The organism is Thalassospira sp. ABD4_177 (assembly GCF_056160125.1).
Map to the genome: position 1 here is coordinate 517,746 of NZ_JBSWWO010000001.1, position 26,166 is coordinate 543,911.

Annotated in this window: 24 protein-coding genes; 14 read left to right on the plus strand and 10 right to left on the minus strand. The window is 54.8% G+C overall.

Annotated features, from left to right (window positions below; genetic code table 11):
- Positions 1 to 51 precede the first annotated feature (51 nt).
- Together ACXAF0_RS02440 and ACXAF0_RS02445 are read left to right on the plus strand one after the other, a co-directional pair.
- Positions 52 to 726 carry a glutathione S-transferase family protein gene (locus tag ACXAF0_RS02440; protein WP_475343333.1) on the plus strand — a complete coding sequence of 225 codons (675 nt, stop codon included), beginning with the start codon at positions 52 to 54 and terminating at the stop codon, positions 724 to 726.
- The gene (locus ACXAF0_RS02445) at positions 723 to 1,535 is read left to right on the plus strand and encodes a class I SAM-dependent methyltransferase (RefSeq protein ID WP_475343334.1); all 813 of its coding nucleotides are present in this window, start codon (positions 723 to 725) and stop codon (positions 1,533 to 1,535) included. Before ACXAF0_RS02440 ends, ACXAF0_RS02445 begins: the two co-directional genes overlap by 4 nt.
- Positions 1,536 to 1,583: 48 nt before the next feature.
- On the opposite strand, the gene ACXAF0_RS02450 is transcribed toward ACXAF0_RS02445, so the two are convergent.
- Positions 1,584 to 2,612 carry a substrate-binding domain-containing protein gene (locus tag ACXAF0_RS02450; protein ID WP_475343336.1) on the minus strand — a complete coding sequence of 343 codons (1,029 nt, stop codon included), beginning with the start codon at positions 2,610 to 2,612 and terminating at the stop codon, positions 1,584 to 1,586.
- A 111-nt stretch (positions 2,613 to 2,723) separates the two neighbouring features.
- A complete protein-coding gene (locus tag ACXAF0_RS02455; protein WP_475343338.1) occupies positions 2,724 to 3,539 on the minus strand; it encodes a tetratricopeptide repeat protein in 816 nt (271 codons plus the stop codon).
- 275 nt (positions 3,540 to 3,814) lie between these two features.
- Between ACXAF0_RS02455 and ACXAF0_RS02460 the strand changes: the two genes are divergently transcribed.
- Both ACXAF0_RS02460 and ACXAF0_RS02465 read left to right on the plus strand, forming a co-directional pair.
- A complete protein-coding gene (locus tag ACXAF0_RS02460; protein ID WP_475343341.1) occupies positions 3,815 to 4,720 on the plus strand; it encodes an SDR family oxidoreductase in 906 nt (301 codons plus the stop codon).
- Between the two features lie 208 nt (positions 4,721 to 4,928).
- Complete coding sequence (locus ACXAF0_RS02465) at positions 4,929 to 5,936, plus strand: complex I NDUFA9 subunit family protein (RefSeq protein ID WP_475346214.1); 1,008 nt, start codon at positions 4,929 to 4,931, stop codon at positions 5,934 to 5,936.
- 115 nt (positions 5,937 to 6,051) lie between these two features.
- Here ACXAF0_RS02465 and ACXAF0_RS02470 read toward each other — a convergent pair whose 3' ends face one another.
- Positions 6,052 to 6,732: a GntR family transcriptional regulator gene (locus tag ACXAF0_RS02470; RefSeq protein ID WP_475343344.1), complete on the minus strand. Its 681-nt coding sequence runs from the start codon at positions 6,730 to 6,732 to the stop codon at positions 6,052 to 6,054.
- Entirely contained in the window at positions 6,732 to 7,628 is an 897-nt protein-coding gene (locus ACXAF0_RS02475) for a dihydrodipicolinate synthase family protein (RefSeq protein ID WP_475343346.1), read from the minus strand. Before ACXAF0_RS02475 ends, ACXAF0_RS02470 begins: the two co-directional genes overlap by 1 nt.
- A 196-nt stretch (positions 7,629 to 7,824) precedes the next feature.
- On the opposite strand from ACXAF0_RS02475, the gene ACXAF0_RS02480 reads away from it, so the two are divergent.
- The 3 genes from ACXAF0_RS02480 to ACXAF0_RS02490 are packed head-to-tail and all read left to right on the plus strand — an operon-like array spanning position 7,825 to position 10,692.
- The gene (locus tag ACXAF0_RS02480) at positions 7,825 to 8,835 is read left to right on the plus strand and encodes a sialic acid TRAP transporter substrate-binding protein SiaP (protein WP_475343347.1); all 1,011 of its coding nucleotides are present in this window, start codon (positions 7,825 to 7,827) and stop codon (positions 8,833 to 8,835) included.
- A gap of 7 nt (positions 8,836 to 8,842) precedes the next feature.
- The gene (locus tag ACXAF0_RS02485; protein WP_475343348.1) at positions 8,843 to 9,400 is read left to right on the plus strand and encodes a TRAP transporter small permease; all 558 of its coding nucleotides are present in this window, start codon (positions 8,843 to 8,845) and stop codon (positions 9,398 to 9,400) included.
- A complete protein-coding gene (locus ACXAF0_RS02490) occupies positions 9,397 to 10,692 on the plus strand; it encodes a TRAP transporter large permease (protein ID WP_475343349.1) in 1,296 nt (431 codons plus the stop codon). The genes ACXAF0_RS02485 and ACXAF0_RS02490 overlap by 4 nt, the downstream gene beginning before the upstream one ends.
- 92 nt (positions 10,693 to 10,784) lie before the next feature.
- Here the strand turns inward: ACXAF0_RS02490 and ACXAF0_RS02495 are convergent, their stop codons facing one another.
- The 3 genes from ACXAF0_RS02495 to ACXAF0_RS02505 all read right to left on the minus strand — a co-directional run bounded on the left by ACXAF0_RS02495 (position 10,785) and on the right by ACXAF0_RS02505 (position 15,253).
- Positions 10,785 to 12,932 carry a methyl-accepting chemotaxis protein gene (locus ACXAF0_RS02495; RefSeq protein ID WP_475343350.1) on the minus strand — a complete coding sequence of 716 codons (2,148 nt, stop codon included), beginning with the start codon at positions 12,930 to 12,932 and terminating at the stop codon, positions 10,785 to 10,787.
- A 322-nt stretch (positions 12,933 to 13,254) separates the two neighbouring features.
- Positions 13,255 to 14,040 (minus strand): cobalt-precorrin-6A reductase, encoded by a 786-nt coding sequence (locus tag ACXAF0_RS02500; RefSeq protein ID WP_475343352.1) that lies wholly within the window; start codon positions 14,038 to 14,040, stop codon positions 13,255 to 13,257.
- Positions 14,041 to 14,134: 94 nt separating this feature from the next.
- Positions 14,135 to 15,253: a cobalt-precorrin-5B (C(1))-methyltransferase gene (locus tag ACXAF0_RS02505; RefSeq protein ID WP_475343353.1), complete on the minus strand. Its 1,119-nt coding sequence runs from the start codon at positions 15,251 to 15,253 to the stop codon at positions 14,135 to 14,137.
- Between the two features lie 223 nt (positions 15,254 to 15,476).
- On the opposite strand from ACXAF0_RS02505, the gene cobA reads away from it, so the two are divergent.
- From cobA to ACXAF0_RS02540, 7 genes are all read left to right on the plus strand, one after another.
- Positions 15,477 to 16,337 (plus strand): uroporphyrinogen-III C-methyltransferase, encoded by an 861-nt coding sequence (gene cobA, locus ACXAF0_RS02510; RefSeq protein WP_475343355.1) that lies wholly within the window; start codon positions 15,477 to 15,479, stop codon positions 16,335 to 16,337.
- A gap of 119 nt (positions 16,338 to 16,456) precedes the next feature.
- Positions 16,457 to 17,233, plus strand: a complete 777-nt coding sequence (locus tag ACXAF0_RS02515) for a sulfite exporter TauE/SafE family protein (protein ID WP_475343357.1) — start codon at positions 16,457 to 16,459, stop codon at positions 17,231 to 17,233.
- A 179-nt stretch (positions 17,234 to 17,412) separates the two neighbouring features.
- Positions 17,413 to 18,027: an SCO family protein gene (locus ACXAF0_RS02520; protein WP_475343359.1), complete on the plus strand. Its 615-nt coding sequence runs from the start codon at positions 17,413 to 17,415 to the stop codon at positions 18,025 to 18,027.
- A gap of 104 nt (positions 18,028 to 18,131) precedes the next feature.
- A complete protein-coding gene (locus ACXAF0_RS02525; RefSeq protein ID WP_475343361.1) occupies positions 18,132 to 19,457 on the plus strand; it encodes a cobyrinate a,c-diamide synthase in 1,326 nt (441 codons plus the stop codon).
- Between the two features lie 88 nt (positions 19,458 to 19,545).
- The gene (locus tag ACXAF0_RS02530) at positions 19,546 to 20,010 is read left to right on the plus strand and encodes a YcgN family cysteine cluster protein (protein ID WP_475343363.1); all 465 of its coding nucleotides are present in this window, start codon (positions 19,546 to 19,548) and stop codon (positions 20,008 to 20,010) included.
- Positions 20,011 to 20,863: 853 nt separating this feature from the next.
- A complete protein-coding gene (locus ACXAF0_RS02535) occupies positions 20,864 to 22,354 on the plus strand; it encodes a methyl-accepting chemotaxis protein (protein ID WP_475343365.1) in 1,491 nt (496 codons plus the stop codon).
- Between the two features lie 200 nt (positions 22,355 to 22,554).
- Positions 22,555 to 23,307, plus strand: coding sequence for an MBL fold metallo-hydrolase (locus ACXAF0_RS02540; protein ID WP_475343367.1), 753 nt, complete (start codon positions 22,555 to 22,557; stop codon positions 23,305 to 23,307).
- A 91-nt stretch (positions 23,308 to 23,398) separates the two neighbouring features.
- Here ACXAF0_RS02540 and ACXAF0_RS02545 read toward each other — a convergent pair whose 3' ends face one another.
- From ACXAF0_RS02545 to ACXAF0_RS02555, 3 genes are all read right to left on the minus strand, one after another.
- Positions 23,399 to 23,665 carry a DUF1150 family protein gene (locus tag ACXAF0_RS02545; RefSeq protein WP_475343370.1) on the minus strand — a complete coding sequence of 89 codons (267 nt, stop codon included), beginning with the start codon at positions 23,663 to 23,665 and terminating at the stop codon, positions 23,399 to 23,401.
- Positions 23,666 to 23,681: 16 nt separating this feature from the next.
- Positions 23,682 to 24,179: an Hsp20 family protein gene (locus tag ACXAF0_RS02550; RefSeq protein ID WP_475343372.1), complete on the minus strand. Its 498-nt coding sequence runs from the start codon at positions 24,177 to 24,179 to the stop codon at positions 23,682 to 23,684.
- A 179-nt stretch (positions 24,180 to 24,358) separates the two neighbouring features.
- Positions 24,359 to 26,029, minus strand: a complete 1,671-nt coding sequence (locus tag ACXAF0_RS02555; protein WP_475343374.1) for an adenylate/guanylate cyclase domain-containing protein — start codon at positions 26,027 to 26,029, stop codon at positions 24,359 to 24,361.
- Positions 26,030 to 26,166: the final 137 nt, after the last annotated feature.

Below are 26,166 nucleotides of genomic sequence, written 5' to 3' on the forward strand. Positions count from 1 at the left end.
CATGCCGGGTCTTTGCGAAACGTTCATTCTTGATCGGGTATCTTCACGTTTATGCGTCAGTTATATCATTTTTGGCTTTCACCTTTTTCGCGCAAAGTGCGCCTGGTTCTGACCGAGAAGAAGCTTGATTTTGAACTCACAGCTGAACCGGTTTGGGAGCGGCGTGACGATTTCCTGCTGCTTAATCCGGCAGGCGAAGTCCCTGTTCTTGTCGAAGAGGACGGGGCGGTTCTCTGTGATTCCGTTGTGATTTGCGAATATCTCGACGAAGTCTATGAGGACGAGCCGAAACTGTTCGGATCTGACGCCAAGGAACGTGCCGAAATCCGCCGTCTTGTCGCGTGGTTTGATGGCAAATTCAATCGCGAGGTCACCGACCACCTGCTGGGCGAGAAGCTTTTGAAACGCTTCTTTTCGACCGGCACCCCCGATACCAAGGTCCTGCGCGCCGGGCGCACCAATGCGGCCTATCACATGAATTATATCGGCTGGCTGTTTGAACGTCGGAACTGGCTGGCCGGCGACCATCTGACCATGGCCGATCTGGCCGCCGCCGCACAGGTCTCCGTGATCGACTATATGGGCGATATCAACTGGTCGAAACACCCGCGTGCCAAGGACTGGTACATGCGGATCAAAAGCCGCCCTGCCATGCGCGATATCCTCGCAGACCGACAGGCCAGTTTCCCGCCATCCAGTCACTATGCGGAACTGGATTTTGAATGACGAGTTCATCCGTATCAGATGAATTCTACCCTGCCGGAGGCCTCAATACGGCCAGTTACGATCTTCGTGCTGATCTTGATCGCAAGATTTTTGAAGATCCCATTCCCTTCTATACCCGTCTGGCAGAAAGCCTTGCGAATGAAAACGGTGTGCTTGAACTGGGCTGCGGGACGGGGCGGATCAGTGCCGCAATTGCCAAACTCGGCATCGCGGTCGAGGGGCTTGATCTATCCCCCGCGATGCTGGATCAGGCGCGCGCCAACTACCCCGATCTGACATGGCATCTCGGCAATATGTGTGACTTCGACTTGGGCCGGCAATTTGATCTGGTGGTCATCCCGTTTCGCGGGCTTCAGGAAGTCACCGATGCCGATGATCAGCGACGCGCCCTTGAACGGGCCTTTGCCCATCTGAAACCGGGCGGGGCGATTGCACTGGATCTGATGGATCCGGATTTACGCTATTGCCTTCCCGAAGGCGATCTGGAGCATGTTGAACTTCCGATCTTTCCGATGCCAAAGGGTGTCGGGCAGCCGGGCAACGGGTTGCGTATCACGGCGATGGAACGCACCAACGATCCCCTGACCCAGAAATTCAGCGAACATTGGCGGTTTGAAGAAATCAACGATCAGGGGGATGTCCTTAAGCGCGAGGAGTGCTGGCATCATCTGCGCTGGGTGCATCGCAGTGAAATGCGTTTGATGCTGGAACTGTCCGGTTTCATTTCGATAACGGAATTTTCTGATTTTCAGGGCAATCCACCGAAATATGCTAGCAATCAGGTCTGGATGGCAAAACGGCCGGACTGATGCCCGGCCGCTTATTCTGGATATACCCGGTGTCGATCCGTTTGTTGATCAGTTCCCGGCAAACTTCGCAGCACTGGTCATGTTTTCCGCGCGCTCGTCACTGGTCAGCGGCACCAGACCGTTATCGGCAAGCAAACCTTCATCGCCAATGACCGCTTCCGAGACATAGGTGTAAATAAACGCACCCAGGCTCTGAACCAGTTGCTGGTGGTCATCCTTGACGTAAAGATACAGCGCACGCGATGCCGGATAGCTGCCATCCAGGATGGTTTCGTAATCCGGCTCGATGCCATTGATCGGAACCCCCTGCAGGCGTTCGCGGTTGCGCTCCAAGTTGTTAAAGCCCATCACGCCATATGAGGTCGGATCTTTTTCAAGCTTGCTGATGACAAGACGGTCATTTTCACCCGCTTCGATATACGCACCATCTTCGCGAAGTGTACGGCACAGCAGGCGGAAGCTATCCGGATCAGATGCCTCAAGGCTTGCGATATCGGAAAATGTCGAGCAGCCCTGATCAAGCAACAGCTGCCCCATCAGATCGCGCGTACCTGATGTTGGCGGCGGGCCATAAACCCGGATTTTAAGGTCCGGCAGGCTCGGGTCGATATCCGACCATTTTTCATGTGGGTTCGGCACACTTGCACCCTTGACCGGAACCGTGCGCGCAAGGGCCAGATAAAGCTGGCGGGCAGTAAGCGACATGGCTGGTGCATCGCGCGAACCCAGCATGACAATGCCGTCATAGCCGATTTTGATTTCGGTAATTTTATCGACCGAGTTGGCCGCGCAGATCGCGGTTTCCGACCCGGCGATCGGGCGCGATGAATCCACGATATCAGGGTATTGTTCACCGATACCACCGCAGAAAAGCTTAAAGCCGCCACCCGATCCTGTACTTTCGACGACAGGGGCATGGGCGCCGGTGGTTTTGGCGAAATGCTCGGCGACCTTGGTGGTCAGCGGAAAGATCGTCGATGATCCGACAATCCTGATCTGATCGCGGGCCTCTGCAGCCGGTGCTGTCAGAAGTGCAATCGATGCGGCTAGGGTAGCCAAGGCAAGCGTGCGACGCATTTCGTCCCCCAAAACGTAGCCGGTGATGGACCGGCAGATGATTCTACCGGTCATATACAAGGAAATCGATCACCGTGAACCTGTTTTCTCGGCCCGAAGGCACCTGTCACGTCAGTTTGATCCGGTGCGAACATCCATCTTCTCTATATTCGCTTTTGCCGCGTCGGCAACAGGGGTTCCGTTTGAAAGTTCTATGACAGTTAGCCAATCGCGACGTGCCAAATCTTTGTCGCCGGCGATCTGATGGAGTTTGCCGCGCTCAAAAAGTGCCTGAACATTCTGTGGTTCGCGGCCCAGAACATTTTCAATATCAGTCATTGCCAAATCGTAACTTTCAAGCAGTCGCCAGGCAGATGCCCGGTAAATCAGGGCTTCGGTATGATCGGGTTTAAGGTCAAGTGCCGCATTGAGATCGTCAATCGCCTCCCAATATTGTCCGGCAAGGCCAAGCGCCATGGCCCGATCCACCCAAAGCTGCGGGTTGTTGGGCACCAGTTCAAGCGCACGGCTTTGGTCGCGCCAGGCAAATTCAAGGTTATCGGCCATCATCCAGGCTTGGCCTGCCTGCGCCAGCATGCCGGCAACCACGTCCGGCCCGGCTGGGCTGTCCCTGGCAAGAGCATCAAGACGGGTGGCGGCTTCTTCGTATTTGCCAAGCGATATCAGGGCGACTGCAACACAATGGCGGGCTGGTTCCCCGCCGCCAAGGTCGCGCCAGGCAATCGCACTTTCAAAACCGTCTTCGGGTTTAATCTGGGCCAGCTTGATGCAGTCACGATATTGCTGGCTTTCTTCCTGTGTCATGCCGCCGTTGCTTTCGGTCTGGGCACGGGCATCGGGCATGTAAGCGCTGATGCCAACCACCCCCGCCAGACACAGCAAGCCTGTGGCGCGTGCAAGGAACGAGGTGCCGGAAAGTCGTGACATGAATAAAGCTCCGTCTTTGGCAAAAATTGCTGGCCGCTAGCATAGAAGATCCGTCGATCGATCGACCATGCCTGAATGCGCATATCTGAAAACTGACAGTTTGAAAGTCTCACAGTCCCAGAGTCTCACACCATGAAAACGGCAAGATCATGATTGTTGTTCCTGACACGTGTGTGTTTTCGGGAACAAATCATGCTGCCAAAAGGTTTTGTTTGTATGTTGCTGGGCCGTTACTGTGCCCTCACACTATGTTCGCCGTTACAAAAGGTACCTTGATGACCAATAAGCTGTTCTGTTTCGGATTGGGGTTTTCCGCCCGTCTTGTTGCCCGCAGGTTGCAGGCGGACGGCTGGGAAATTGCCGGAACCACGCGGAGCACCGACAAGGCCGCGCAGCTAAAGGCTGAAGGCATCGAACCCTTCATCTTTGCCGATGATCACCCGATCAAAGACATCGCCTCGGCCCTTGAGGGCGCAACGCATGTTCTGGCCTCGGCCCCACCCGGTGGGCAGGGTGATCCGGTGATCCATCATCACGGTAGTGATCTGGCAGGCCTGCCGGCCGGCACATGGGTTGGTTATCTATCGACCACCGGGGTATATGGGGATTGGGATGGCGCCGAAGTTACCGAGGAAGATGAACTCCTCCCCAGTGGCAAGCGAGGGCGCAGGCGGGTCGCGGCAGAAAAGGCATGGTTTGACCTTGGTCGCCGTCATGATTTGTGTGTGCAAAGCTTCCGCTTGGCGGGCATTTACGGGCCGGGGCGCAATGCGCTTGAAACCGTGCGTTCAGGCCGGGCGCGCCGGATCGTCAAACCCGGTCAGGTCTTTTCACGCATCCATGTCGAAGATATCGCCCAGACGGTGCTGGCCGCGATCAAGCGCCCCAATTGCGGGGTGGCATATAATGTGTGTGATGATGACGCGGCCCCGCCGCAGGATGTCATTGCCCATGCCTGTGGGTTGCTCGGTGTGGATCCACCGCCGGAACAGGACTTCGCCACCGCCAAGCTCAGCCCGATGGCGGCAAGCTTTTATGAAGACAACAAACGGGTTTCAAATGCGCGGATCAAGCAGGAACTGGGTGTAAAGCTGCGTTATCCGGATTATCGGGCCGGTTTGATGGCGCTTTATGATGAAATATTGGCCAAATCGCAGGCCAAAGACGAAATTGTTTCATAATACCGCATTGTTGACGCGGGTTTTGCGTCGTATATAACCGCAAGTGCCTGCGGACACTCATATCGTCTTCTGTTAGGGCACAATATGATTGTCCACAGGATCAAATTCGGTTCGGATGGCGTGGTCTTCCGAACCCCAAAGCCACCGCGTATCGGCACCTGATGTGGAATACGTTCGCATCTTCCCGACCGGCAAGGAGAGAGCAAGCATGGATCGTCGTATTGTAACCGTCTTTGGCGGCACCGGATTTGTCGGACGTCATATAGTCAAGCGCCTGCTGGAACGTGATTTTATCGTTCGTGTCCCGACCAGAAGCTTTGAGCGCGTCAAAAAACTCAAACCGATGGGCTATCTGGGCCAGGTTGTTCCGGTCCATTGCGATGTCCGCGACGAAGACAGCATCAAGGACGCGATCGAAGGGTCCGAAGCAGTCATTAACTTGCTGGGTATTCTTTATGAGCGCGGCAGCAAGAATTTCCTCAACATCCACGTCAAGGCGGCCAAACGTATTGCCGAGGAAGCCAAGGCAGCGGGCGTAAGAACGCTTCTGCACATGTCGGCCCTGGGTGTGGATAAAAACACCTCTGCCAACTATGCGACTTCGAAACTGGCCGGTGAAAAGGCCGTGCGCGAGGTCTTCCCGGATGCGATAATTTTCCGCCCGTCGGTCATTTTTGGTCCGAATGACAACTTCCTGAACAAATTCGCCACAATGGCGCGTTTCTCGCCGGTTCTGCCGGTTGTCGGTGCGCCGGGCCTGCCAAAAGTTGATCTTGGCGAAGGCAAGGTCGATCTGCATGGCGAAGGTGGTCCGAAATTCCAGCCGGTCTATGTTGGCGATGTTGCCGATGCCTTTGTTACTGCGCTTACCGAAGGCAAGTCTGCTGGCAAGACCTATGAGCTGGGCGGGCCGGAAACCCTGTCCTTCATGGCACTGCTTCAGGACATGCTGCGCATCACCCGTCAACGCGCCATTCTGATGCCGGTTCCGTTCTGGCTGGCCTCGATCAAGGCATTCTTCCTGCAATTCCTGCCGGTCCCGCCGCTGACCCCCGATCAGGTCCGGTTGCTGAAAACCGATAACGTGGTGTCCGAAGGCGCAGAAGGTTTTGCCGAACTTGGCATTACGCCCAACAGCCTCGAAGCGATTGCACCGTCCTATCTGAAACGTTTCTGCCCGCCGCGCAAATCCGGCGAGTTCCGCCGTTTCGTTTAGAGCAATTTCCGTTTAGATCGAAACTGCTCCAGGATGCAGCGTTCCTGAATATGAAAAACCCCGCCGACGCTTCGGCGGGGTTTTGTGTTTTGGCAGATACTGAATTGAGGGCGGTTTATCGATCCCCCAGACCCAGTGCGCGTCCGCGTGCATTTTCAAGATGCTGGCGCAGGCATGTGGCGGCCTGTTCCGGGTCACGTTTTTCAAAGGCAGCAATGATCGCAAGATGATCGTTCATCACATTCTGCAACAGGCTTTCTGACAGCCGAAAGCGTTCCTGGCGTATCAGGCGGATCTTGACGGAATTGACCTTGTAGATCTTTGAAATAATTTCATTATCAAGTGAATCTATGATCGTGTCATGCAGCGACCAGTCCACGGTCTGGGCATGTTCAAGCAGTTCCGGTGTGATGCCATTTTCGCTGGCCGAGTACAGGACGTCTTCATGTGCCTTGCGAAGCTTGGTCAGCGTCTGATCACTGGCCTGTATGGTGAACAACCGTGCGGCTTCGAGTTCAAGAAAAAAACGAAGCTGAAAGGCATTGCGTACAAGTTCAAGATCAATATGGGCGACCTGCATTCCACGCTGCGGCACAGTAGTTATCAGACCGTCAGCTTCAAGGCGCGGGATCAGTTCGCGGATAGCGCCAAGCGGCATATCGGTAATTTCGACAAGTTCACGCTGCGAGATAAACTGACCGGGCCGGATATCACGGGCCAAAAGATGTTCGGTGAAGCTGTTATAGGCTTCGCTTCGCCGACTTTGTCTTAGTGGGTGCCGCTTGTTTACGCTCATCAATCATTCCTGGCTGCGAACAGGGTATCGTAAGAATTTGTGATCCACTCATACTGTTCCTGCGTCAGTTCGACAAGCGGCGCGCGCACGCGCGACCATTGCGCACAGCCGGTTCTGTGCGCAACAAGCGCCTTGACCGCTGGCGTTACAGGAAGTTCGATCAGGGCATTAACAAGCGGTGCCAGTCGCCGATCTGGTGTCTTGCCATCCAGAAGCGGAACTAAGAGGTCCGGGGCAAAATTTGCCACGCCGCTGATCGCGCCTGATGCGCCCAATGCGATTGCCGCCCCCAAAAGACGTTCATCCCCGATCAGGATGTGCCGGTCGGAAAACCGGTCGAGCAAGGTTTTCGCATTTTCCCAGTCGCCCGACGAATCCTTGACCCCGGCAATCATGTCAGGGTGGCTTTCAATCAGGGGGGCGATCATGTCCGGGCCGACCGGGGCGGCTGAGACCTGTGGGATATGGTACAGAATGACCTGAAGTCGGGTGTCACTGATCGCATCAAGAAACTGCCGGAACCATATGATCTGCCCGGCATCGCTGGACCCTTTGAAATAATAGGGTGGTGTTACCAGAACATATCTTGCCCCAAGCGAATCGGCTGTTTTTGCAGCCTGAATAGCGTCTGAAAGTGCGGATTCGATGATGCCGACAATGATCTGGGTTCGAGCAATACCGGATGCCAGCAAAGCCTTGTGTGCGGCGATTTTTTCATCACCAGACAGATGTGGCCCCTCGCCGGTTGTTCCGCCAAGGGTGAAAGATACACACCCTTTGGAAAGCAATGATTTGGCATGTTTGCACAGCAGGTCGATATCGATCGTGCCGTCAGGGGTAAAGGGCGTTGTAATCGCAGCGGAGATGCCGAATTTGTCTAATCTGGTGGCGGGCATGACACATTCCTGTTTCGCGCCAGATAACCTGACGCAGTGTTTATTGGTGTTGAAACAGTTGTCTATCACTAACATGTTAGTTATACAATAGGTGTCGTGTCAGTGCAGATGTTGTTGATTCTCATCTGTGGAAAGACCTAAAAATAATAACGACACACAGAAAAACAGATACTTAATGTCCTTTAGGGAGGATTAAATGACCAAAACACCCATGGCACGCAGCCTGGTAAGGCTTGCATCGGCAGCAATCTGCACCTTTGCAATTGGTGCAACATCGGCCTTTGCCGCAGACGCGGTAAAGCTGCGCATTTCAACACCAGCCGTTGAATCCGACTGGCACGCCAAAATGCTGACCGTCTTCAAGGACGAACTTGCAAAGACGGCACCGGGCGAATTCGATATTGAAATTCACCTGAATGCCAGCCTGTTCAAACAGGGAACAGAACCCGCCGCAATGCAGCGTGGCAATCTTGATATGGCGATGATTTCGGCACAGGACATTGCCAAACAGATACCGGAATGGTCGGTATTTACCGCTGGTTACCTGATCCGTGATCCGGAACATCAGAAAAAAGTTTTCACCAGCGACATCGGTAAGAAATTCTATCAGATGGTCGCTGATGACATGAATATCGAAATCCTTGATGTCGGTTATCTTGGTACCCGCGAGCTTAACCTTGCCAATGACAAGAAAATCACCACCCCGGATGACCTGAACGGCGTGAAGCTACGCATGCCGGGGTCCGATGCGTGGTTGTTCCTTGGCAATGCGCTGGGTGCCGATGCAACACCACTGGCATTTGGTGAAGTCTACACCGGGCTTCAGACCGGAACGATTGACGGTCAGGACAACCCGCTGCCAACGGTTAAGGCTGTTAAATTCTATGAAGTCACCAAGCAGATCGTTTTGACCGACCATCTGGTCGATGCGATTTTCCTGTCGATGGCAAAAAGCACCTATGACGATCTGAGTGCAGATCAGCAAAAAAAGGTCAAGGACGCTGCGGCGGTTGCGACCGCCTACAACAACAAAATGCGCATTGAAGATGAAGAGTCGCTGATTGATTTCTTCAAGAAAGAAGGCCTTTCGATTTACACCCCGGACGTTGCTGCATTCCGCACCAAAGTTCAGAATGCCTATCTGGAAAGCGAATTTGCCAAGGATTGGCCGGCGGGCATCGTCGAGCAAATCAACGCGGTGAAGTGATCAACTTGTGCGTGATTTGACCAGACCCTTCAAAAAAGGTGCCGAAAGCATCGCGGTGGCATTGTTCATCGCGATGTTTGGCACATTTCTTTTACAGATTTTTGCGCGCTATGTTCTCAATAGCCCTCTTGGCTGGACGGTTGAGCTGTGCATCATCCTCTATATCTGGCTGGTGTTCTGGACGTCCGCTTTCTTGCTGCGTGAACATGACCATGTGTCGTTCAACATGCTGTTTCTGGCAGCCCCGCCACGCGGGCGACGGGCCATGGCAATTATTGGTCTTGCATGTATTGCAGGCGCCTTCATCGCCGGGTTCCCGGTGATTGTGGATTACGTCATGTTCATGCGGATCGAAAAGGCACCTGTCACGCGCATTACCCTTGATTATGTCTATGCCATTTTTCCGGTCTTTATTGTTGCGCTGATCATCCGCAGTGTCATTTCCCTGTGGCGTTTGATGCGGGCTAAAACCTGTGATCGGGAAATCGCGGCAATTTCTGGTGAACTATCACAATCGGACCAACCCAGTTCTGATCCGTTAATGACACAGGAGCCCAAGGCATGAGCATGGCTTTTTTGATCAGTCTTGGGGGATTTTTGCTGCTTGGTGCGATTGGAATGCCAATTGCAATCGCGGCCTTTGCGGCCTCAATCGGCTATATGTTCATTTCCGGACAGGATGTTGGTCTGGTTGCCGAACAGGCGTTGAATGGCCTGTTTAACAGTTATGTTCTGCTGGCCGTGCCTTTGTTTATCCTTGCGGCCAATTTCATGAACGCCGGGACGATCAGTGAACGGTTGCTGACATTCAGTATTGCGATTGTCGGTCGTTTTCGCGGCGGGCTTGCCCACGTCAATGTGTTTGCCAGTGTGATCTTTTCAGGGATGTCGGGATCGGCAATTGCCGATGCGGCCGGGATCGGGCGCGTCATTATTGATCTGATGACGCGTAATAACCGTTATCCGGGTGGATATGCCGCCGCCCTGACCGCGGCATCAAGCGTTATCGGGCCGATTATTCCGCCTTCGATTCCGATGATCCTTTATGCGCTGATATCGGGATCATCAATCGGCTATCTGTTCCTTGCCGGTATCGTGCCGGGACTGTTCTTGGCCGTGGTTTTGATGGTCGTCAATGTCGTGGTCGCCCACAAGCGTAATTTCAAACGTGATGACGTCGTGCCGTTACGTAAAATTCCGGCAGTGACACTGCGTGCATTCCCGGCATTGATGCTCCCGGTGATCCTGCTTTACGGGATTTATGGTGGCATCACCACCCCGACAGAGGCGGCGGCGATTGCAGCGGTCTATGCCCTTATTCTTGCGGCATTGTTTTATCGGTCGGTGAGTTGGAAAGATTTCTATCATCTGGTGCTTGATGGGGCCAGGTCGACCTCGGTCGTTGGTCTGATCATCGCATCGGCACTTGTCCTCAATTATCTGGTAGCAAGTGAAAACCTGCCCGCACTTGTTGCGGACGAACTGGCGGCGATCAATATGTTGCCCTTGATCTTCATGCTGGTGATCAATGTGATCATTCTGCTGCTGGGCTGTTTGTTTGATGCGACGACACTTCTGTTGATCGTGGTGCCGCTTTTTCTGCCCACAGCAGAACTTCTTGGCATTGATCTGGTCTATTTCGGGGTCGTTATCACTATCAATATCATGATCGGTCTGATCACACCGCCCTATGGCATTTTGCTGTTTGTTCTGAACGGTGTTACCGGCATTCCCTTGCGCGATATCATTCGTGAAATCTGGGTGTTTGTGGGGGTATTGATCGGGGCGTTGATTGTGCTGGTTCTGGTCCCCGAAATGGTCTTGTGGTTACCCCGTTTGTTTGGATATACCGGTTAGATCACCATTGGCACGGTAACATCAGCGACAATAAAAAAGACCTCCGCCGGGCGCACAGCCGGCGGAGGTCTTTGTCTTTCTCGCAAACAGCGTTAGCTTGCCCGCACGCGGGTAACAAAACCGTTTGCCTCATCCTGAAGGCGCTGGGACTTGTTCAAAAGGTCCTCGGCTACGGTGCGGGCCGAACCTGACATTTCGCGCACTGCCTCGGCTGCACGTGATACATCGGCCATATTGTCCGAAACATGGCGTACACCGTTGGCGGCTTCTTCCGATCCGCTGGCAATTTCACCCGTCGCAGCACCCTGTTGGCTCATGGCTGCCGCGATCGAGCTTGAAATGCTGTCAATTTCGCCGATTGTTCGGGCAATTGTCGAAATCATTTCGACGGCCTGGTTGCTGACTTCGCGCATTTTGCTGATTTGCTGGCTGATATCCTCGGTGGCGCGCTGGGTTTGCGACGCCAGATTTTTGACCTCGTTGGCGACAACGGCAAAGCCCTTGCCAGCATTCCCGGCCCGCGCACTTTCGATGGTAGCATTCAGCGCCAGTAGGTTGGTCTGATCGGCAATGGTGGTGATCAGTTCGATCACCTCGCCAATGCGATCGGCCGTTTCTGACATCTGGCGCACCGTTTCATCGGATTTCCGGGCTTCAGACACGGCCGTCTGCGAAATCTCTTCGGCCTTGGCGACCTGTCGTTCGATCTCGCGGATCGACGCTGACAGTTCCTCCGTTGCAGATGACACCGAACTGACATTGCTCGATGCGTTCTGGGATGCCTCGTTGACCTCGGCCGCGCGGGTGACGTTATCGCCCGCATTGCGTTCCATATTATCCGCCGTGTCGCGCATTTCATTGACGGCCGTCAGAAGCTCCGTCACCAGCGAATTGACCGAGCTTTCAAATCCGTCGGCCATTTCATTTAGGGCCGTACGACGTTGTTCTTCGGCGCGTTCCTCGGCTTCCTTGTTTTGCGCGCGCAGGCGTTCGGCCTCACGAGCGTTTTCACGGAATGTCTCAACCGAACGGGCCATATCAGCAATCTCGTCCGATCCGCTGTCTTTGACCTCGGCGTCAAGGTCACCCTTGGTCAGACGCGTCATCGCGCCATTAAGACCAATCAGGCGACGCAAAAGGTTGCGGCTGACATAAAGCCACAGGATCAGGGTCGAAATGACGATGGCGGCAATCGCCACGATGATCATGATGATTTCGGCTGTTGCAATGGTCGTTGCCACGCCGCTATTGGCGACGTCGATCTTTGTGCGCATGTCGCCCAGAAGGCGCTCGGCCGTTTGGGCGATCTGTTCGGTGATCGCCCCATTTTCATTCAGAATGGTGTTGAGTTCGGCCACCGTGGCAAATTCCGCCTGACGTAGCGAAAACAGGTTTTTGGGCTTGGCCGGATCAAGGGCTGCTTGCAATTCGGCCAGGGTCGCCTGGGCTGCTTCCTTGGCCTCTGGGTTGGGCATCAGATCGATGCCTTTTTGCAGGTGGGTCAGGATCGGGTTGATGGCGAACTTGACCTTATCAAGGGCATCATTGTCGCGCGCGGCGACGACCTGTTCTGCAAGGCCCGGGATCTGAAACGCGATGGCGCGCAGATCGCTCATATTCTGGGCATCAAGCGCATCAACATCGAGAAGCTTATCAAGCGTATCAAACGCCTCGTTTGTCTGCTCCGGGCGTCCGACCAAGGCATAAAGTGCGGACGCACTGTTGGTCAGCGCCATATTGGCATCGGTATTGAGTGTACGTGCCGATGCTTCGATCGCATTGGCGCCGGTGACGATTTGCTCAAGCAAAGCCTGGGTTTCGACCGCATTGGCAAACAGGGATGTCTGCATGTCTTTAAGGTCGTGGATATTGCCAACCAGCATTTCCGTCTGACTGGAAAATTCGCCAAGAATGCCGGCATCAACGCCAAGCGCGCCAAGGACCGCGATATCTTCATTCAGTGCAGATGCTATCTGATCCAGTTCGGCACTGACGGCTTCGATTTCTTCTGCGTTCTGGGCGACCGCAACGTTGCGTGCGATGTTGCTGACCAGGTTGCTACGCGCATAAAGCCCCTGTCCGGTGACAAGGGCGGGAATGGCTTCATCCGAGACGACGGATTGTTGTGTTTGCGTGATGCGAAAGGCAAAAACGGCCAGTGCTGCTGCAATAACGGCGAGCAACGCGATGGGCACAATGGCCATCATCAAGCGTCCTCGCAAACCAAGGTTGCCAGTCATTTATCAAGTTCCCCCAACGGCACATATTTTGTCCGGCGGCTTTTGCCTTTGCTTCGGACCTTAAGGACGTTTTCCCAATGTCGGATAACAGATCGCGCAATGGTGATTGCAGCGGAAACGCGTTATCCGCCCCACGGGGGAACTATTCAAAAGCCGCGAAGCGCTTGCAAGATTAATCGTCTCGCGTGGAAGAGTTTCGTGAAATGTTTGAGAATTCCGCCCGTCATCGCCCTGAAATTCCACCCCGGGGAGTTTTGGGCTGGAGCTATTCTATCTGGGGAGGGGCTTAGGGCGCTGCAGATTCGACGAGGCCCTTGTCGAATTAGGCCTGATCAAGAATCTGGCGGACATTTTCAATGATCTCGCGGCGCGACGGCGCCTGAATGACCGGCTCGCCGCCAGGGCGTTCGATCATGATCACCGGAATACCCAGATTACGGGCCGCCTCGATCTTGGCAAAGGTTGCATCGCCGCCGCTGTTTTTGCTGACGATGACATCGATCTCGTGACGTTCAAGAAGCTCGGTCTCGCTTTCGACACTGAACGGACCACGGGCAAACAGCCATTCACCATGTTCAAGATCAAACGGGTCGCGCGGCGCATCGACCGTACGCACAAGCAACCAGGTTTTTTCAAGCCCCTCAAAGGCATGCAGGTTCTTCGCCCCGCTTGCGATCAGCGCGCGTGTGCCGACGTCGGGCAGGATTTCGGCGGCTTCTTCGATCGATTTCACCGAAATCCAGTTGTCCTGATCGGTCTTTTCCCAGGCCGGGCGGTGGAACTGAATGCAGGGCATGGCAACCGCGTGGCAGGCCTGGGCGATGTTGTGCGATATCTCGGTGGCATAGGGATGGGTGGCGTCAATCACCAGATCAATCTGTTCGCTTTTGACATAGGAAATGATGCCTTCCGGCCCGCCAAAACCGCCAATCCGCACTGGCACACCATCGGGAAGGCTGGGCGCGCTGGTACGCCCGGCAAGCGAAAGCTGCAGGCGAATATCGCGGCCGAATTCATGCATCAGGTCTTCGGCAATGCGATTTGCGTCTCCGGTCCCGCCAAAAATAAGGATGTGTTTCGGACGGCTGGCAGGACGGGAGAGAGACATGGGCAGAAAACCTTTTTGTTACTTTGTGGGGTCCGATTGGACCTGTCTTACGGGCACGGGGCCTTATTGTAACCGCCAGATGGCGCAGGCGCCACTAGGGTGCGGTTGGCCTGAACTGTTCAAAATCGCCCATGCCATGGCGGGCGATGATGGTGCCGCTGCGATCGGTGATGACGATTTCCACGGTACAGGCACCATCAAGCGTTGCGCGTGCGGATTCGCAGGCCTGACGGGCAATGGTGTCTTCAATCTTAACGTTTGCCGCCTGACAAAGTTCCAGAACCTGCTTGGCGGTATTGGCGGTGCGACACTGATCTTGCAGACTTTCATCCCCGCCACATGCCGCCACGGTTTGTGCCAGCCGGTCGAAATCGACCTGTGATCGGCTTGAATGCAGATCAAGATGGCCTTGGGCAAGCTTGACCAGTTTGGCAAAACCACCCGCGATGCTGACAAACGGCACGGGATTCTTGCGCAGATATTTCAACATCCCGCCAACGAAGTCGCCCATATCAAGAATGGCTTCTTCGGGCAGGCCATAAAAGCTGCGAATGGCGGCCTCGGAGGTTTTGCCGGTCGCGCTGGCAACATGGTCGCGCCCTGTGGCCCGCGCGACATCAATGCCGCGATGGATCGAATGAATCCACGCCGAACAGCTAAACGGAATGACAATCCCCGTCGTGCCCAGAACCGACAAGCCGCCAACAATGCCAAGGCGCCCGTTCCATGTTTGTTTGGCAGTTTCCGCTCCGCCGGGAATGGAAATTTCGATCTCGACATCGGGGCTTGCGCCAAACTGATCGCAAAGGGCTTCGATCTGGCCGACCATCATTTCGCGTGGCTTGGGGTTGATCGCCGCCTCGCCCGGTGGCAATGGCAGGCCCGGTTTGGTGATGGTGCCCACCCCGTCCCCGGCATGAAATGTGATGCCGCTTCCCGGTTTTCCAGGGCGCACGGTCGATATGATTTCCGCCCCGTGGGTGACATCGGGGTCATCGCCGGCATCCTTGATCACACTGGCGCGTGCCCAGCCATCGCCCTTTTCCGCCTTGATCAACTGAAATGTCGGGGTTTCACCGCGCGGCAGCGTGATGGTGACCGGATCAGGAAAATCACCGGACAGCAATGCCTGCCACGCCGCACGGGTTGCGGCGGTGGCACAGGCCCCCGTCGTCCATCCCTTGCGCAGTGGTCCGTCCGGTTTTCGCGTCATCAGATGATTTTTTCCTGTTAATCCTGCCGGTGTTTTCGTTATTGAGGGCGGGCGAGATCCCTATCGGAAACTCAATTAAACATGAATAATTATGTTATTTGAAAAGTTATACGAAAAAATCTCGGAAATATGTTGTGCGTATCGTTTGATTGCTGTTTAACATATCTTCTTGATGTGGTCCTGCACAGAGGGCTGCATTTCATTTAAGTAGAAGTAATGCGTGATGACGAAGCTTGGTGTTGATTTTCCGGTTTTTGAGCCGGGTTGGGTATGGCTTGTTGGTGCGGGGCCCGGTGATCCCGGTCTTTTGACGCTGCATGCCGTCAATGCCATGCAACAGGCAGACGTCGTTGTCTATGACGCGCTGGTCGATGACCGTATCCTCAACCTGCTACGCCCGGATGCCAAACGCATTTACGCCGGCAAGCGCGGCGGTCGTCCGTCATCCAAGCAGACCGACATTTCCCTGCAGCTTGTCGAACTGGCTAAACAGGACCTGCGTGTTCTGCGCCTCAAGGGCGGTGATCCGTTTGTCTTTGGTCGTGGCGGCGAAGAGGGCATGACGCTTGTCGATCACAATGTGCCCTTCCGGGTTGTGCCGGGCATTACCGCCGGGATCGCAGGCGCAGCCTATGCCGGTATTCCGACGACCCATCGCGATTGCAATTCCTCGGTGACCTTTGTGACCGGCCACGGGTCCAGTGGCCAAGTCCCTGACAACATCAACTGGGCAGCCCTTGCCAAGGGTGCGCCGGTGCTGGTCATGTATATGGCAATGAAACATCTGCGCCGGATTTCCTCGGAACTGATGGCCAATGGCCGGGCGGCGGATGAACCGCTTGCCGTGATCAGTCAGGCAACCACACCGGGGCAGGGCATTCTGATCACCACGCTTGAAAAGGCGGCCGATGATGTCGAACGCGAAGGCGTTGAACCGCCTGCGGTCTGCATTCTGGGCAAGGTTGTTGGCTTGCGTGATCGTCTGAACTGGCTTTCGCCGCAGGATGATGTGCGTGCGGTGCGCCATGTGCCGTTCGAACAGGTGCTTGATCTCATCACCACGCCGGCTGATCCCCTGAAATAACAGCTCCCACTCCGGGCTTTATGATCTGTCCATTTCTGACGGCAAGAGATTGATATATATCGTTGCCGGTGCGATTGGTGATTGTACAATCGCAGCACTTCTCTTGACCCGGATGGATCATGGACGAACAGCAGGTATTGATACGCATCCTTGAAAGCGGTTGGGCACAATGTGCTGATATCGTGCGCACGGATGGCGGCGTGCTTTTGACGGCACTTGTGGCGGGCCTTGTAGGCAGTGCCACCCATTGTGTCGGCATGTGTGGTCCGTTCGTCATCAGCCAGGTCACCAGCCGGATGGAGCAGCTCCCGGTCGAGAAAATGAGCGAATTCCGCCGTCTGACAGGGGCGGCCTTGCTGCCCTATCAGTTCGGGCGTTTGTCGACCTATTGCCTGCTCGGTGTTCTGGCCGGTTACTTTACCGACAGCATCAGTGCCCTGACCCGTGTCTGGTGGATCGGGCCGGTCTTGCTGATTGCAGCTGGTTTGTTTTTCCTTTTGTTTGGGATTCTTGGTCTGATGCCCCATCTCGGTGGGTTGTTGCCCTCAACCGGCGAATCACGTTGGTGGAACAAGCTGGTTGGCAATCATGCGCGTGGGCTGTTTGCGGCGCCTTACGGCTGGCGGGGCTATTTGCTCGGCGTGATGCTGGGCTTTATTCCCTGTGGTCTGGTGTATGGCGCGCTTGTCATGGCGGCTGCCACCGGGGCGGCGCTCAATGGTGGGGTGGTGATGCTGGTCTTTGGTCTTGGCACCGTGCCGATGCTGTTTGTCACGGGCTTTGTCGGACAATATGCCGCACAACGTTTCCGGGCCCTGATGGTGCCGGTCGGGCGCGGGCTTATGATTATTAATGGCATGATCCTGTTTGCATTGGCGGCAACCACGCTTGCCTAAGTCAGGGTCGGCTGGCGGCGAGATGCCAAAGCCCCGTTTTTTCAGGGGATTGTGACCAAGTGTGAGCTTTCCCACAGGGGCCACGCTTGCAAGAATGACCGGGATATTTATAGTGCCGGTTCAGTTTGTGACGCACAAAGATCGGTTGTCCTGACCGGCAAAGACATGAGGGTGGACGCGTGAGCAAAAAGACGCTTCTGGCAATTCTGGGCATTGCCCTGGTTCTTGGGATCGGGCTGACCTATCGTCTGATGATGATGGGAACCGAAACCGGTTCATCGGGATCGGCTGCCATCGGCGGACCGTTCGAGCTGGTCAACCAGGACGGCGAAACTGTCACCCAGGAAGACTTTGCGGGCAAATACATGCTGGCCTATTTCGGCTATACCTTCTGCCCGGATGTCTGCCCGACCGAGTTGCAGGTCATGGGCACCGCCCTTGATATGATGCCCCAGGACATCGCCGACGAAATCACTCCGGTCTTCTTCACCGTCGATCCCGAACGCGACACGGTCGAAGCGGTTGCTGAATACGTTCCCTATTTCCATGAACGCATGGTTGGTCTGACCGGCACGGTCGAACAGACGACGGCGGCTGCCAAGGCCTATCGGGTCTATTACGCCAAGGCGATCCCCGAAGGTCAGCCCGAAGATACCGACAGCTATCTGATGGACCATTCGTCCTTTGTCTATCTGATGGACCGTGATGGGCAGTTTGTCCGCCATTTCAATTACGGCACCAGCCCCGAAGACATGGCCAAGGGCGTAACCGAGGCCGTCAAAAAGAACGGCTGATGATGTGATTGAGTTTGGCTCCCAAGCCGCGCAATGCCATGATCATGGCAGATGAATTCGGCTGGGCGAGCCATTCACAGCAAATTTGTAGGTCCTGACCCTAAATGCCTGACACCATTCCGGGGGTCGTAATCGCGGCCCCCGCGTCCAACAGCGGCAAAACTGTAATCACGCTGGCGCTTTTGCGTGCCCTGACGCGCAACGGTCATGCGGTTGCGGCGGCGAAAATCGGGCCGGACTATATTGATCCGGCCTTTCAGGCAGCTGCGTGTGGCGATAGCTGCATCAATCTTGATCCATGGGCGATGACGCCCGATCAGATCAACGCCCTTGCCAGCGAACATGTCCAAGGCAAAGCCTTTTTGATGTGTGAAGGGGTGATGGGCCTTTTTGACGGGGCAGCGAATGGCGATGGTTCAACCGCCGATCTTGCGGCCCTTGCCGGGTGGCCGATTGTTCTGGTGGTCGATGTCAAAGGCCAGTCGGCCTCGGCAGCGGCGGTGATTTCGGGCTTTGCCAAGTTTCGTGATGATATCAATGTCGCCGGTGTGATCCTCAATCGTGTCGGCAGTGACCGCCACAGGCAAATGATTGTCGATGCCTGCGCCAAATATCTGCCCGACCTGCCGGTTCTGGGCGCGGTTCGGCGCAGCGAAGATCTGATCCTGCCCGAACGTCACCTTGGATTGGTGCAGGCGGGCGAGCATTCTAAGCTTGATGCGTTTCTGGGTCGCGCCGCTGATATCATCAGCGAAGATGTCGATCTGGATGCCCTGACCGGTTTGCTCGATCAAAAAGATGGCCAGACGGAAGAGCCAGTAGTACGGGCCGCGGCAATCGCCCCACTCGGTCAAAAGATCGCGGTGGCGCGGGATGCGGCCTTTGCCTTTAGCTATCCACACCTTCTGGATGGATGGCGTAAGGCGGGGGCGGAGATTTCCTTTTTCTCACCGCTTGCCAATCAGGCCCCCAACCAAGATTGCGATGCGATCTATCTGCCCGGCGGCTATCCCGAACTTCATGCCGAAACACTCGCTAAGGCAGATGCGTTTAAGGCCGGGATGCAGGATGCAGCAAGCCGGGGTATGCTGATCTATGGCGAATGCGGGGGCTATATGACCCTTGGCAAGGGCCTTGTCGATGCAAGTGGCACGCGCCATGAAATGCTGGGGTTGTTGCCGCTTGAAACCAGTTTTGCCGCTCGCCGGCTGCATCTTGGCTATCGCGAGGCGCAGCTTGGCATGCCGACCCCGTTTGGCCCGGCGGGCATGAAGCTGCGCGGGCATGAATTTCATTATGCGACGACAGTTTCTGAAAACGGGATGCCGTTTTGTCGGATGAAAACGGCGACAGGCCTTGATCTGGGCCCGGCCGGTCTGGTGGAAGGGTCGGTGTTTGGCTCCTTCTTCCATATGATCGCACAGAGTTGATCACACGGTTGGCAGACGTGAATTCATCGGGGCATACGTGCGGGTTAGAGTGTGTTATGTCTGATCGACGGCCCGATTGAGAGAGACCATGAATAAAAAAGCCCCCGCTGCAATAGGACCTGAACCGTTCTGGGAAACCAAGACTCTTGCTGAAATGACGCAGGAAGAATGGGAATCCCTGTGCGATGGCTGTGGCAAATGCTGCCTGCACAAGCTTCAGGATGAAGAGGACGATTTCGTCTATTACACCTCGGTCGCGTGCCGGTTGCTTGATTGCCATTCGTGCCGGTGTAAGGACTATCCCAATCGCACCGAACACGTTCCCGATTGCGTTCAGCTTTCCAAGGAAAATGTCGAAACCCTGACCTGGATGCCGTCCACCTGTGCATATCGCCTGCTGGCTGAGGGCAAACCGCTGCCCGACTGGCATCCGCTTAAAACCGGCTTTCCGGACTCAGCCATCATGGCGGGCATGTCGGTGCGCGGCATGGCCATCCCCGAAGACGAAGCGCATCCGGATCTGACCCGCTATATTGTCAAATGGCCGGCCTGATACGATTTGGCGTTGTCAGGGAACTCGATAGCATTCCAAGGATGCGGGCTAGGTCAATAATAGCCAGAATGCGGCCGCTGTACTTGCCGCATAACGCTGCGCAAAACCGGCTGAAAGCATCGGCACGTCATGGCCGCGTGTGGTTTGAATCGGGTGCCGCCGGTATCAAATTTCAAAGACGAATCCCTGAAGACTCGACCCGATCAAAAATCCCCGGACAACCTCAAAGATGACCCGCACTCATTAATGCAACCGAAATACTATCCAAAAGAAGTGTTTTTTGGAAAATGACTGTGTCGGCAGGATGAACAACGCAGATTTCTACGGGTATAGGCCGTTTATTAAATTACTATAATTTGTGAAACAACAGGCTGTAATAATTAAAATAGTTTTTGGAATTACCTCGTTCTCGCCCGCCAAAGGGTATCATAGGTTGGTTTTCAAGGGGCAAAAGTTCAATTGTTCTTGCTCTACACTAATGTATATGATTTTGTCTGTTGATCAGTTGCTCCGGGGTAGGGTAATTGATCGTCGGTGCAGTTTTCCGCCGTTCGTACAGAATGCCAGATCATTCAGGATATCCGGCGCAAAGGTCGAAGAACCGTCAAATGTCCCGATACTGACTGGTCGCCACCTATTTTGGGTTGGTGAGAAGTCATGATCTTCCCGCAAGAACGAACCGTATAACCTGTAACGACGCATAGAACAGCATTGCTGTAATCTCGGTCACACGTCCCGCATGTGTGTCGGGATTTTACATAAGCACAATCTTGACCAAACGGTCGAACAAAAGCGATCCCGGAAAAAATGACGGGATAAACGGGAAAATCCCGTCAACCAAAAGGGTATCGAAGTGGGTATTGGAATCTTTAAGGGTGAGAAGGAAGCGCGGAGCGAACAGCAGGTTGCTGCCGCGCTCGGACGCTCAATGGCGCGCATCGAGTTTGATGCCAACGGTAATATTCTACGCGCTAACGAAAATTTCGAAAAGACGATGGGTTACAAGGCGTCCGATATCATCGGTAAACACCATGCGATGTTTGTTCCCGAAGAAATCGTCAATTCGGCAGAATACAAAGACTTCTGGAAGAAACTCGCGGCCGGTGAGTTTCTGAGCGGTGCATTTCCGCGCAAACGTCGGGACGGATCTTTGATCTGGCTTGAGGCAACCTATAACCCGATCTTTGACTCAAAAGGTCGGGTTACTAAAGTCGTCAAATTTGCGACTGATATTACCGAACGCCGCAACGAGCGTGCTTTGCTGCAAAGCGTGTTTGACGCCATCAGCACGTCGCAGGCCGTGATCGAATTTGATCTGGACGGCACGGTTCTGACTGCCAACGAAAACTTCCTGTCTGTTCTCGGCTACAGCCTTGATGAAATCAAAGGCAAGCATCACAGCATGTTTGTTCCGGCCGATCAGCGCAATTCTTCCGAATACCGGATATTCTGGCAGAACCTTAGTCAGGGTAAATTCCAGGCCGGTCAGTTCCAGCGTGTTAGCAAGAATGGCAATCCGGTATGGATTGAGGCCACTTACAACCCTGTTCTTGATGCCGTCGGTAATCCGATCAAGGTGATCAAGTTCGCCACGGACATTACCGAGCAGACCAAGCTTCTGATTGATCTCAAACAGATGATCGATGGCAACTTCTCCGAGATTAACGATAATATCGAAGAGCTCAACACACGTACGCTACAAAGCGTCGATGCGTCGACCAATACCATGGACCTGACACGCAATGTTGCGGCCAGTGCAGAGCAAATGGCGGCATCTATTGCTGAAATCTCGCAGAGTATGTCGCAGTCCCAAGGTGAAACCGAACGGGCTTATGTTCAGACCAACACCGCTAACGAAATGACCCAACGCATGACCGGTGTGGTCGATGAAATGGGCAATATCGTTGAGGTTATTCGCAATATTGCAGGCCAGATCAACCTGCTGGCGCTGAACGCGACGATCGAAAGTGCGCGTGCTGGCGAAGCTGGCAAAGGCTTTGCCGTGGTCGCCAACGAGGTCAAGAACCTTGCCAATCAGGCTGCCCGTGCGACTGAGGACATCACGCAGGAAATTAGCGGCATTCAAGATATCTCTGCGGAAGTCGCTGGTGCGCTCGAGACCATTCGTGGCTCGGTCGAGACGGTGCGCAATGACGTGACAAACATTTCTTCTGCTGTCACTCAACAAACTGCCGTGACGGAAAATGTCAGCTCAAGCGTGCGTGAAATGGCACATTCGGTTGAAGGCATGTCCCAGAACCTTGAAGCCATTCGCACGACAACTGACACCGTAGCTGCTTCGGTTCGTCGAACCCGTGAAGCTGCCGAGGTGCTTGCGCGTTAAATCCGGCCAAGTCACTTTGAAAATGCCTTTTGGGGCGGGACCGTTTGGTTCCGCCCCTTCCTTTTGGAATATGACAGTTCGAAGATGATCATTGTGACAAACGCAGAACCCCTTGCCTTGTGATGCTCGAAATCACAAGAATATCGGTCTGAAAATGGTATAGTTGGACCCGATAGGGGCAATGGCGGGGCAATAAGGCAATGAACAGCGATCATCTGCGCATTGATGTTCTGGGCGTCGGCGAGGCGTTTGACCCGAATTTTGAAAATTCGTCTGTTGTGGTGTCGGCGGGTGACTTCCGGCTGCTGATTGATTGCGGGGCGACGGTTGCCGGCCATCTGATGGGTAAGTTTCCCGATCCCGACGCGATTGATGCGATCTATTTCACCCACATGCACCCGGATCATATTTTCGGTCTGGTGCCGATCATGCTCAATTGGCGTGATGACGGGCGGTCCAAACCATTGCGCATTCTGTGTTCGCCGCAATTGCGCAGCCATCTTGAAAAACTGATGGAGCTTGGCTTTACCGGTCTGGGGTCGGCCTGGCCCTTTACCATCATCTGGCATTCGATTGCCGATACATCAAAGATCGGACCGTTTGAATGCCGCTTTGCCCGCTCGGACCATAGTGTTCAGAACCACGCCATCCTGCTGCGGTATGCCGATAAGGGATTTGCCTATTCCGGCGATGGCAATGTGACGGCTGATACCGCTGCCCTGTTTACCGGTGCCGATCTTGTGTTTCAGGAAACCTATCTTTTGAAACATGATCCCCAGCACGCCGCCCATTGCGATCTGGAAACCGTATTGAAGCTGGCATCCGACATGCCCGGTGCCCGGTTCTGGCTTTATCATGTCAAACGCGATGTGCGGGCCGAAATGGCCCAGGTTGTTCAGGGCAATGAACAGGTCCGCATCGCCGTTCCGGGCGAGGTCATCGAAATTCGCTGACGTTTTGCGATTGCCTGCCAGAAGGATCCCACAACAAAAAATGCCCGGCACACAGCCGGGCATTTTGCATTTCTATCAAACACCGTTTTGATCAGTGAACGGCGCGCGGTTCCATATCGTGCTGGCGGATGGCGGCATCCGCGACGGCATGGTTTTCAAACGATGCGATATGGGTGCCGTCTGCGGTAAACACGCCATAAACCAGTTCGTCACTGTCTTCCTCGGTATTGGGGACCTGACGGACATAGGCAAAGTCATGAATACCCAACAGGGCAAAATCACCATTGGAAAGAAGGCCGGTATCCTGGCCGATCCGCTGATCGCTTTTGGTATCGTGGTTGGCTGTTCGATTTGTCATTTGAACCACTCCTTGGTTAGGCTTTGCCGTCTTCTTTGTCGGCAGCGCTGTCCTCTTCGGAGACCTTCATGTCGATGGTCTTGGAAGGCACAGCTTTTTTCTTGTTCGATCCAATCGCGATTTCACGCACGACCGGTTCCGGCAGGGGTCTGTTCAGGTCAACATGCAGAAGACCGTTATCCAGATGCGCGCCGACAACTTCGATGCCTTCGGCAAGAACGAAGGAGCGCTGGAACTGGCGTGACGCGATGCCACGGTGGATGTAGACACGTTCGCTGTCATCATCGGTATGTTTGCCCCGAATGATCAGCTGATTGTCTTCCGTGGTTACCGACAGATCGTCTTCGGCAAATCCGGCGACCGCGACCGTAATACGCAGCTTGTTTTCACCGATCTGCTCGATGTTATAGGGCGGATAGCCCTCGGCCTTGGTTTTCGAGACCTGATCAAGAACGCGTTCGATCTGATCAAAACCCAAAAGCAACGGGCTGTTGAACATTGAAATTCGCGACATTTGCAGCACCTCCTCCGTCAGAGCGAGTGTGGTTATATTCGGATCCCACGCAATCTGCGTTCTGGGCATCCGGGTGTCCGACCCGAGCCATTCGGCACCGGACGTTTCATCTATTCAAATAAATGTGGTTTTCCCGCCAATAGTCAAGCCTTGCCTGCATTGCGTGACCCGCATGGGGCCTATTTGCCGGTCTGTGTCAGATCCGGCATAGTATCAAGCGCATAATACGCCACCGACTGGTCCTTGCCGCGCAGCGCGACCTCATGCATCACCGCATTTTCCGGCAAGGGAATCGGCCCGTGATCAAACAGCGTCTTGGAAATCACCAGCGGCACGCCATGTCCCTTGGTTTGGGCCTCCAGACGGGCGGTTGTGTTGATGGTGTCGCCAATCGCACTGATGTTTTCGCGGCCGGGTGGGCCCATCTCGCCGACGATCGCCTTGCCCATATGAATGCCAATGCCGATGCGAAGCGGGTGGGGCAATTCGGATTCCAGATGTTCGTTAAGCCCCTCGATCCGGCGCAACATTTCGGCCGCCCCTTCAAAGGCCTGCAAGATGGTGCGTTCGGTATCGTCGCTTTCATGCCCGTAAAGGGCCATCAGGCCATCACCGGTAAACTGCGCGTAATAGCCCCCGGTCCCCCGCAGGGCTTCGGTCATCTCGGCAAAGAACTGGTTTAAGATGAAAAGCACGTCATAGGGCATCTTGCTTTCGCCAAGCTTGGTCGAATCGCGCAAATCGATAAAGATGCAGACAACCTGTCTTTCACTGCCCGAAAGCCCGCCCGGGCGTCGCCCGTCTCGCGCGGTGGCGTTTGGCGGTAACAGCGGCGCAACCGCCAGGTCATTTTGCGGGCGGATCTGACAGGCAAGACGCATGCCCTTGGGCGCCTGAATGCTTTTAAGGGCGGCGGCCTCGATCTGGCCAGGGGCGGCAAGCTGATCGGTGCCAGACCCACAGTGGATGCGGCATGTGGTGCAGCGCCCATGGCCGCCACAAACCGATGCCATCGGAACGCCCGCATCGCGCAGGGCTTCAAGGGCTGTGGCACCCGGTGGTACGCGAATAAACCGCCCATTGGGCAGGCTCAGCATCGGACCGCGTTTGACCCGGTCAATGGTCTGGCGGATTTGCCGCACACCAAAGGGCGCAAGCGCAAGCGCGATGCTGACAATCGTAAAGGGCAGAATGGCGTTTTCATAGAACGTGATGGCGGCCTGATTGACATTGGCGGCATCGAGCACGCCAAACACATATTTGCGCCCGCCTTCTTCGGCACGACGGGCAATTTCGGCTGCGGCTGCGCCGTAACCGGCAAGTGCCAGTGTCGGGATCAGGATGGATAGCGTCCCAAGTGTGTTGCGCCATTTCGGATAGAACGGTTTGACCCGAAGCCAGAAATGAATGCCGATGCAGCCATGGGCCCAGACCACAATGACCGTGATCGCCTGCAACACCCCCTGAAACGGAATGAACACCGCCAGATCAAGCAGAACGCGTTCATATGGCGATGCCACGTCAAAGCCCAGATCAATGACCCGGGTCGCAATGATGTGACGAAACAGCAGGAACGGAATACACAGGCCCAAAATCATCTGCGCCCATTCGGATTTGCGCAAACGCAATGTCCGACGGCTGGTCAGGCGACCGGTTGCCAGCAAGAAGTGCGTGACAAGTGCGACCAGCAACAGGATTTCAAGCGGCGGGAATTGCCAGATTTCGGTGGTGTAGTCGCCAACGGTCTCCATCAATTCCGGTGAAACGATGCCTGCGACATGGTTCAAAAGATGAGTCAGCACATAGGCAAACATGGTCAGGCCGGAATACAGCCGCAAATTCTGGATCATCGGTTCGGGTGCCCGTTTTCATTTGTCCCTAAGCGTCCCAATCGGGTGTTGACTTCTGCGGTCGATCGGTGCCGGCTGGTACAGTCCTGTTTTGACAGGATCATGCAACACCTTTGGTTGATAAAGTGTTTTATGTC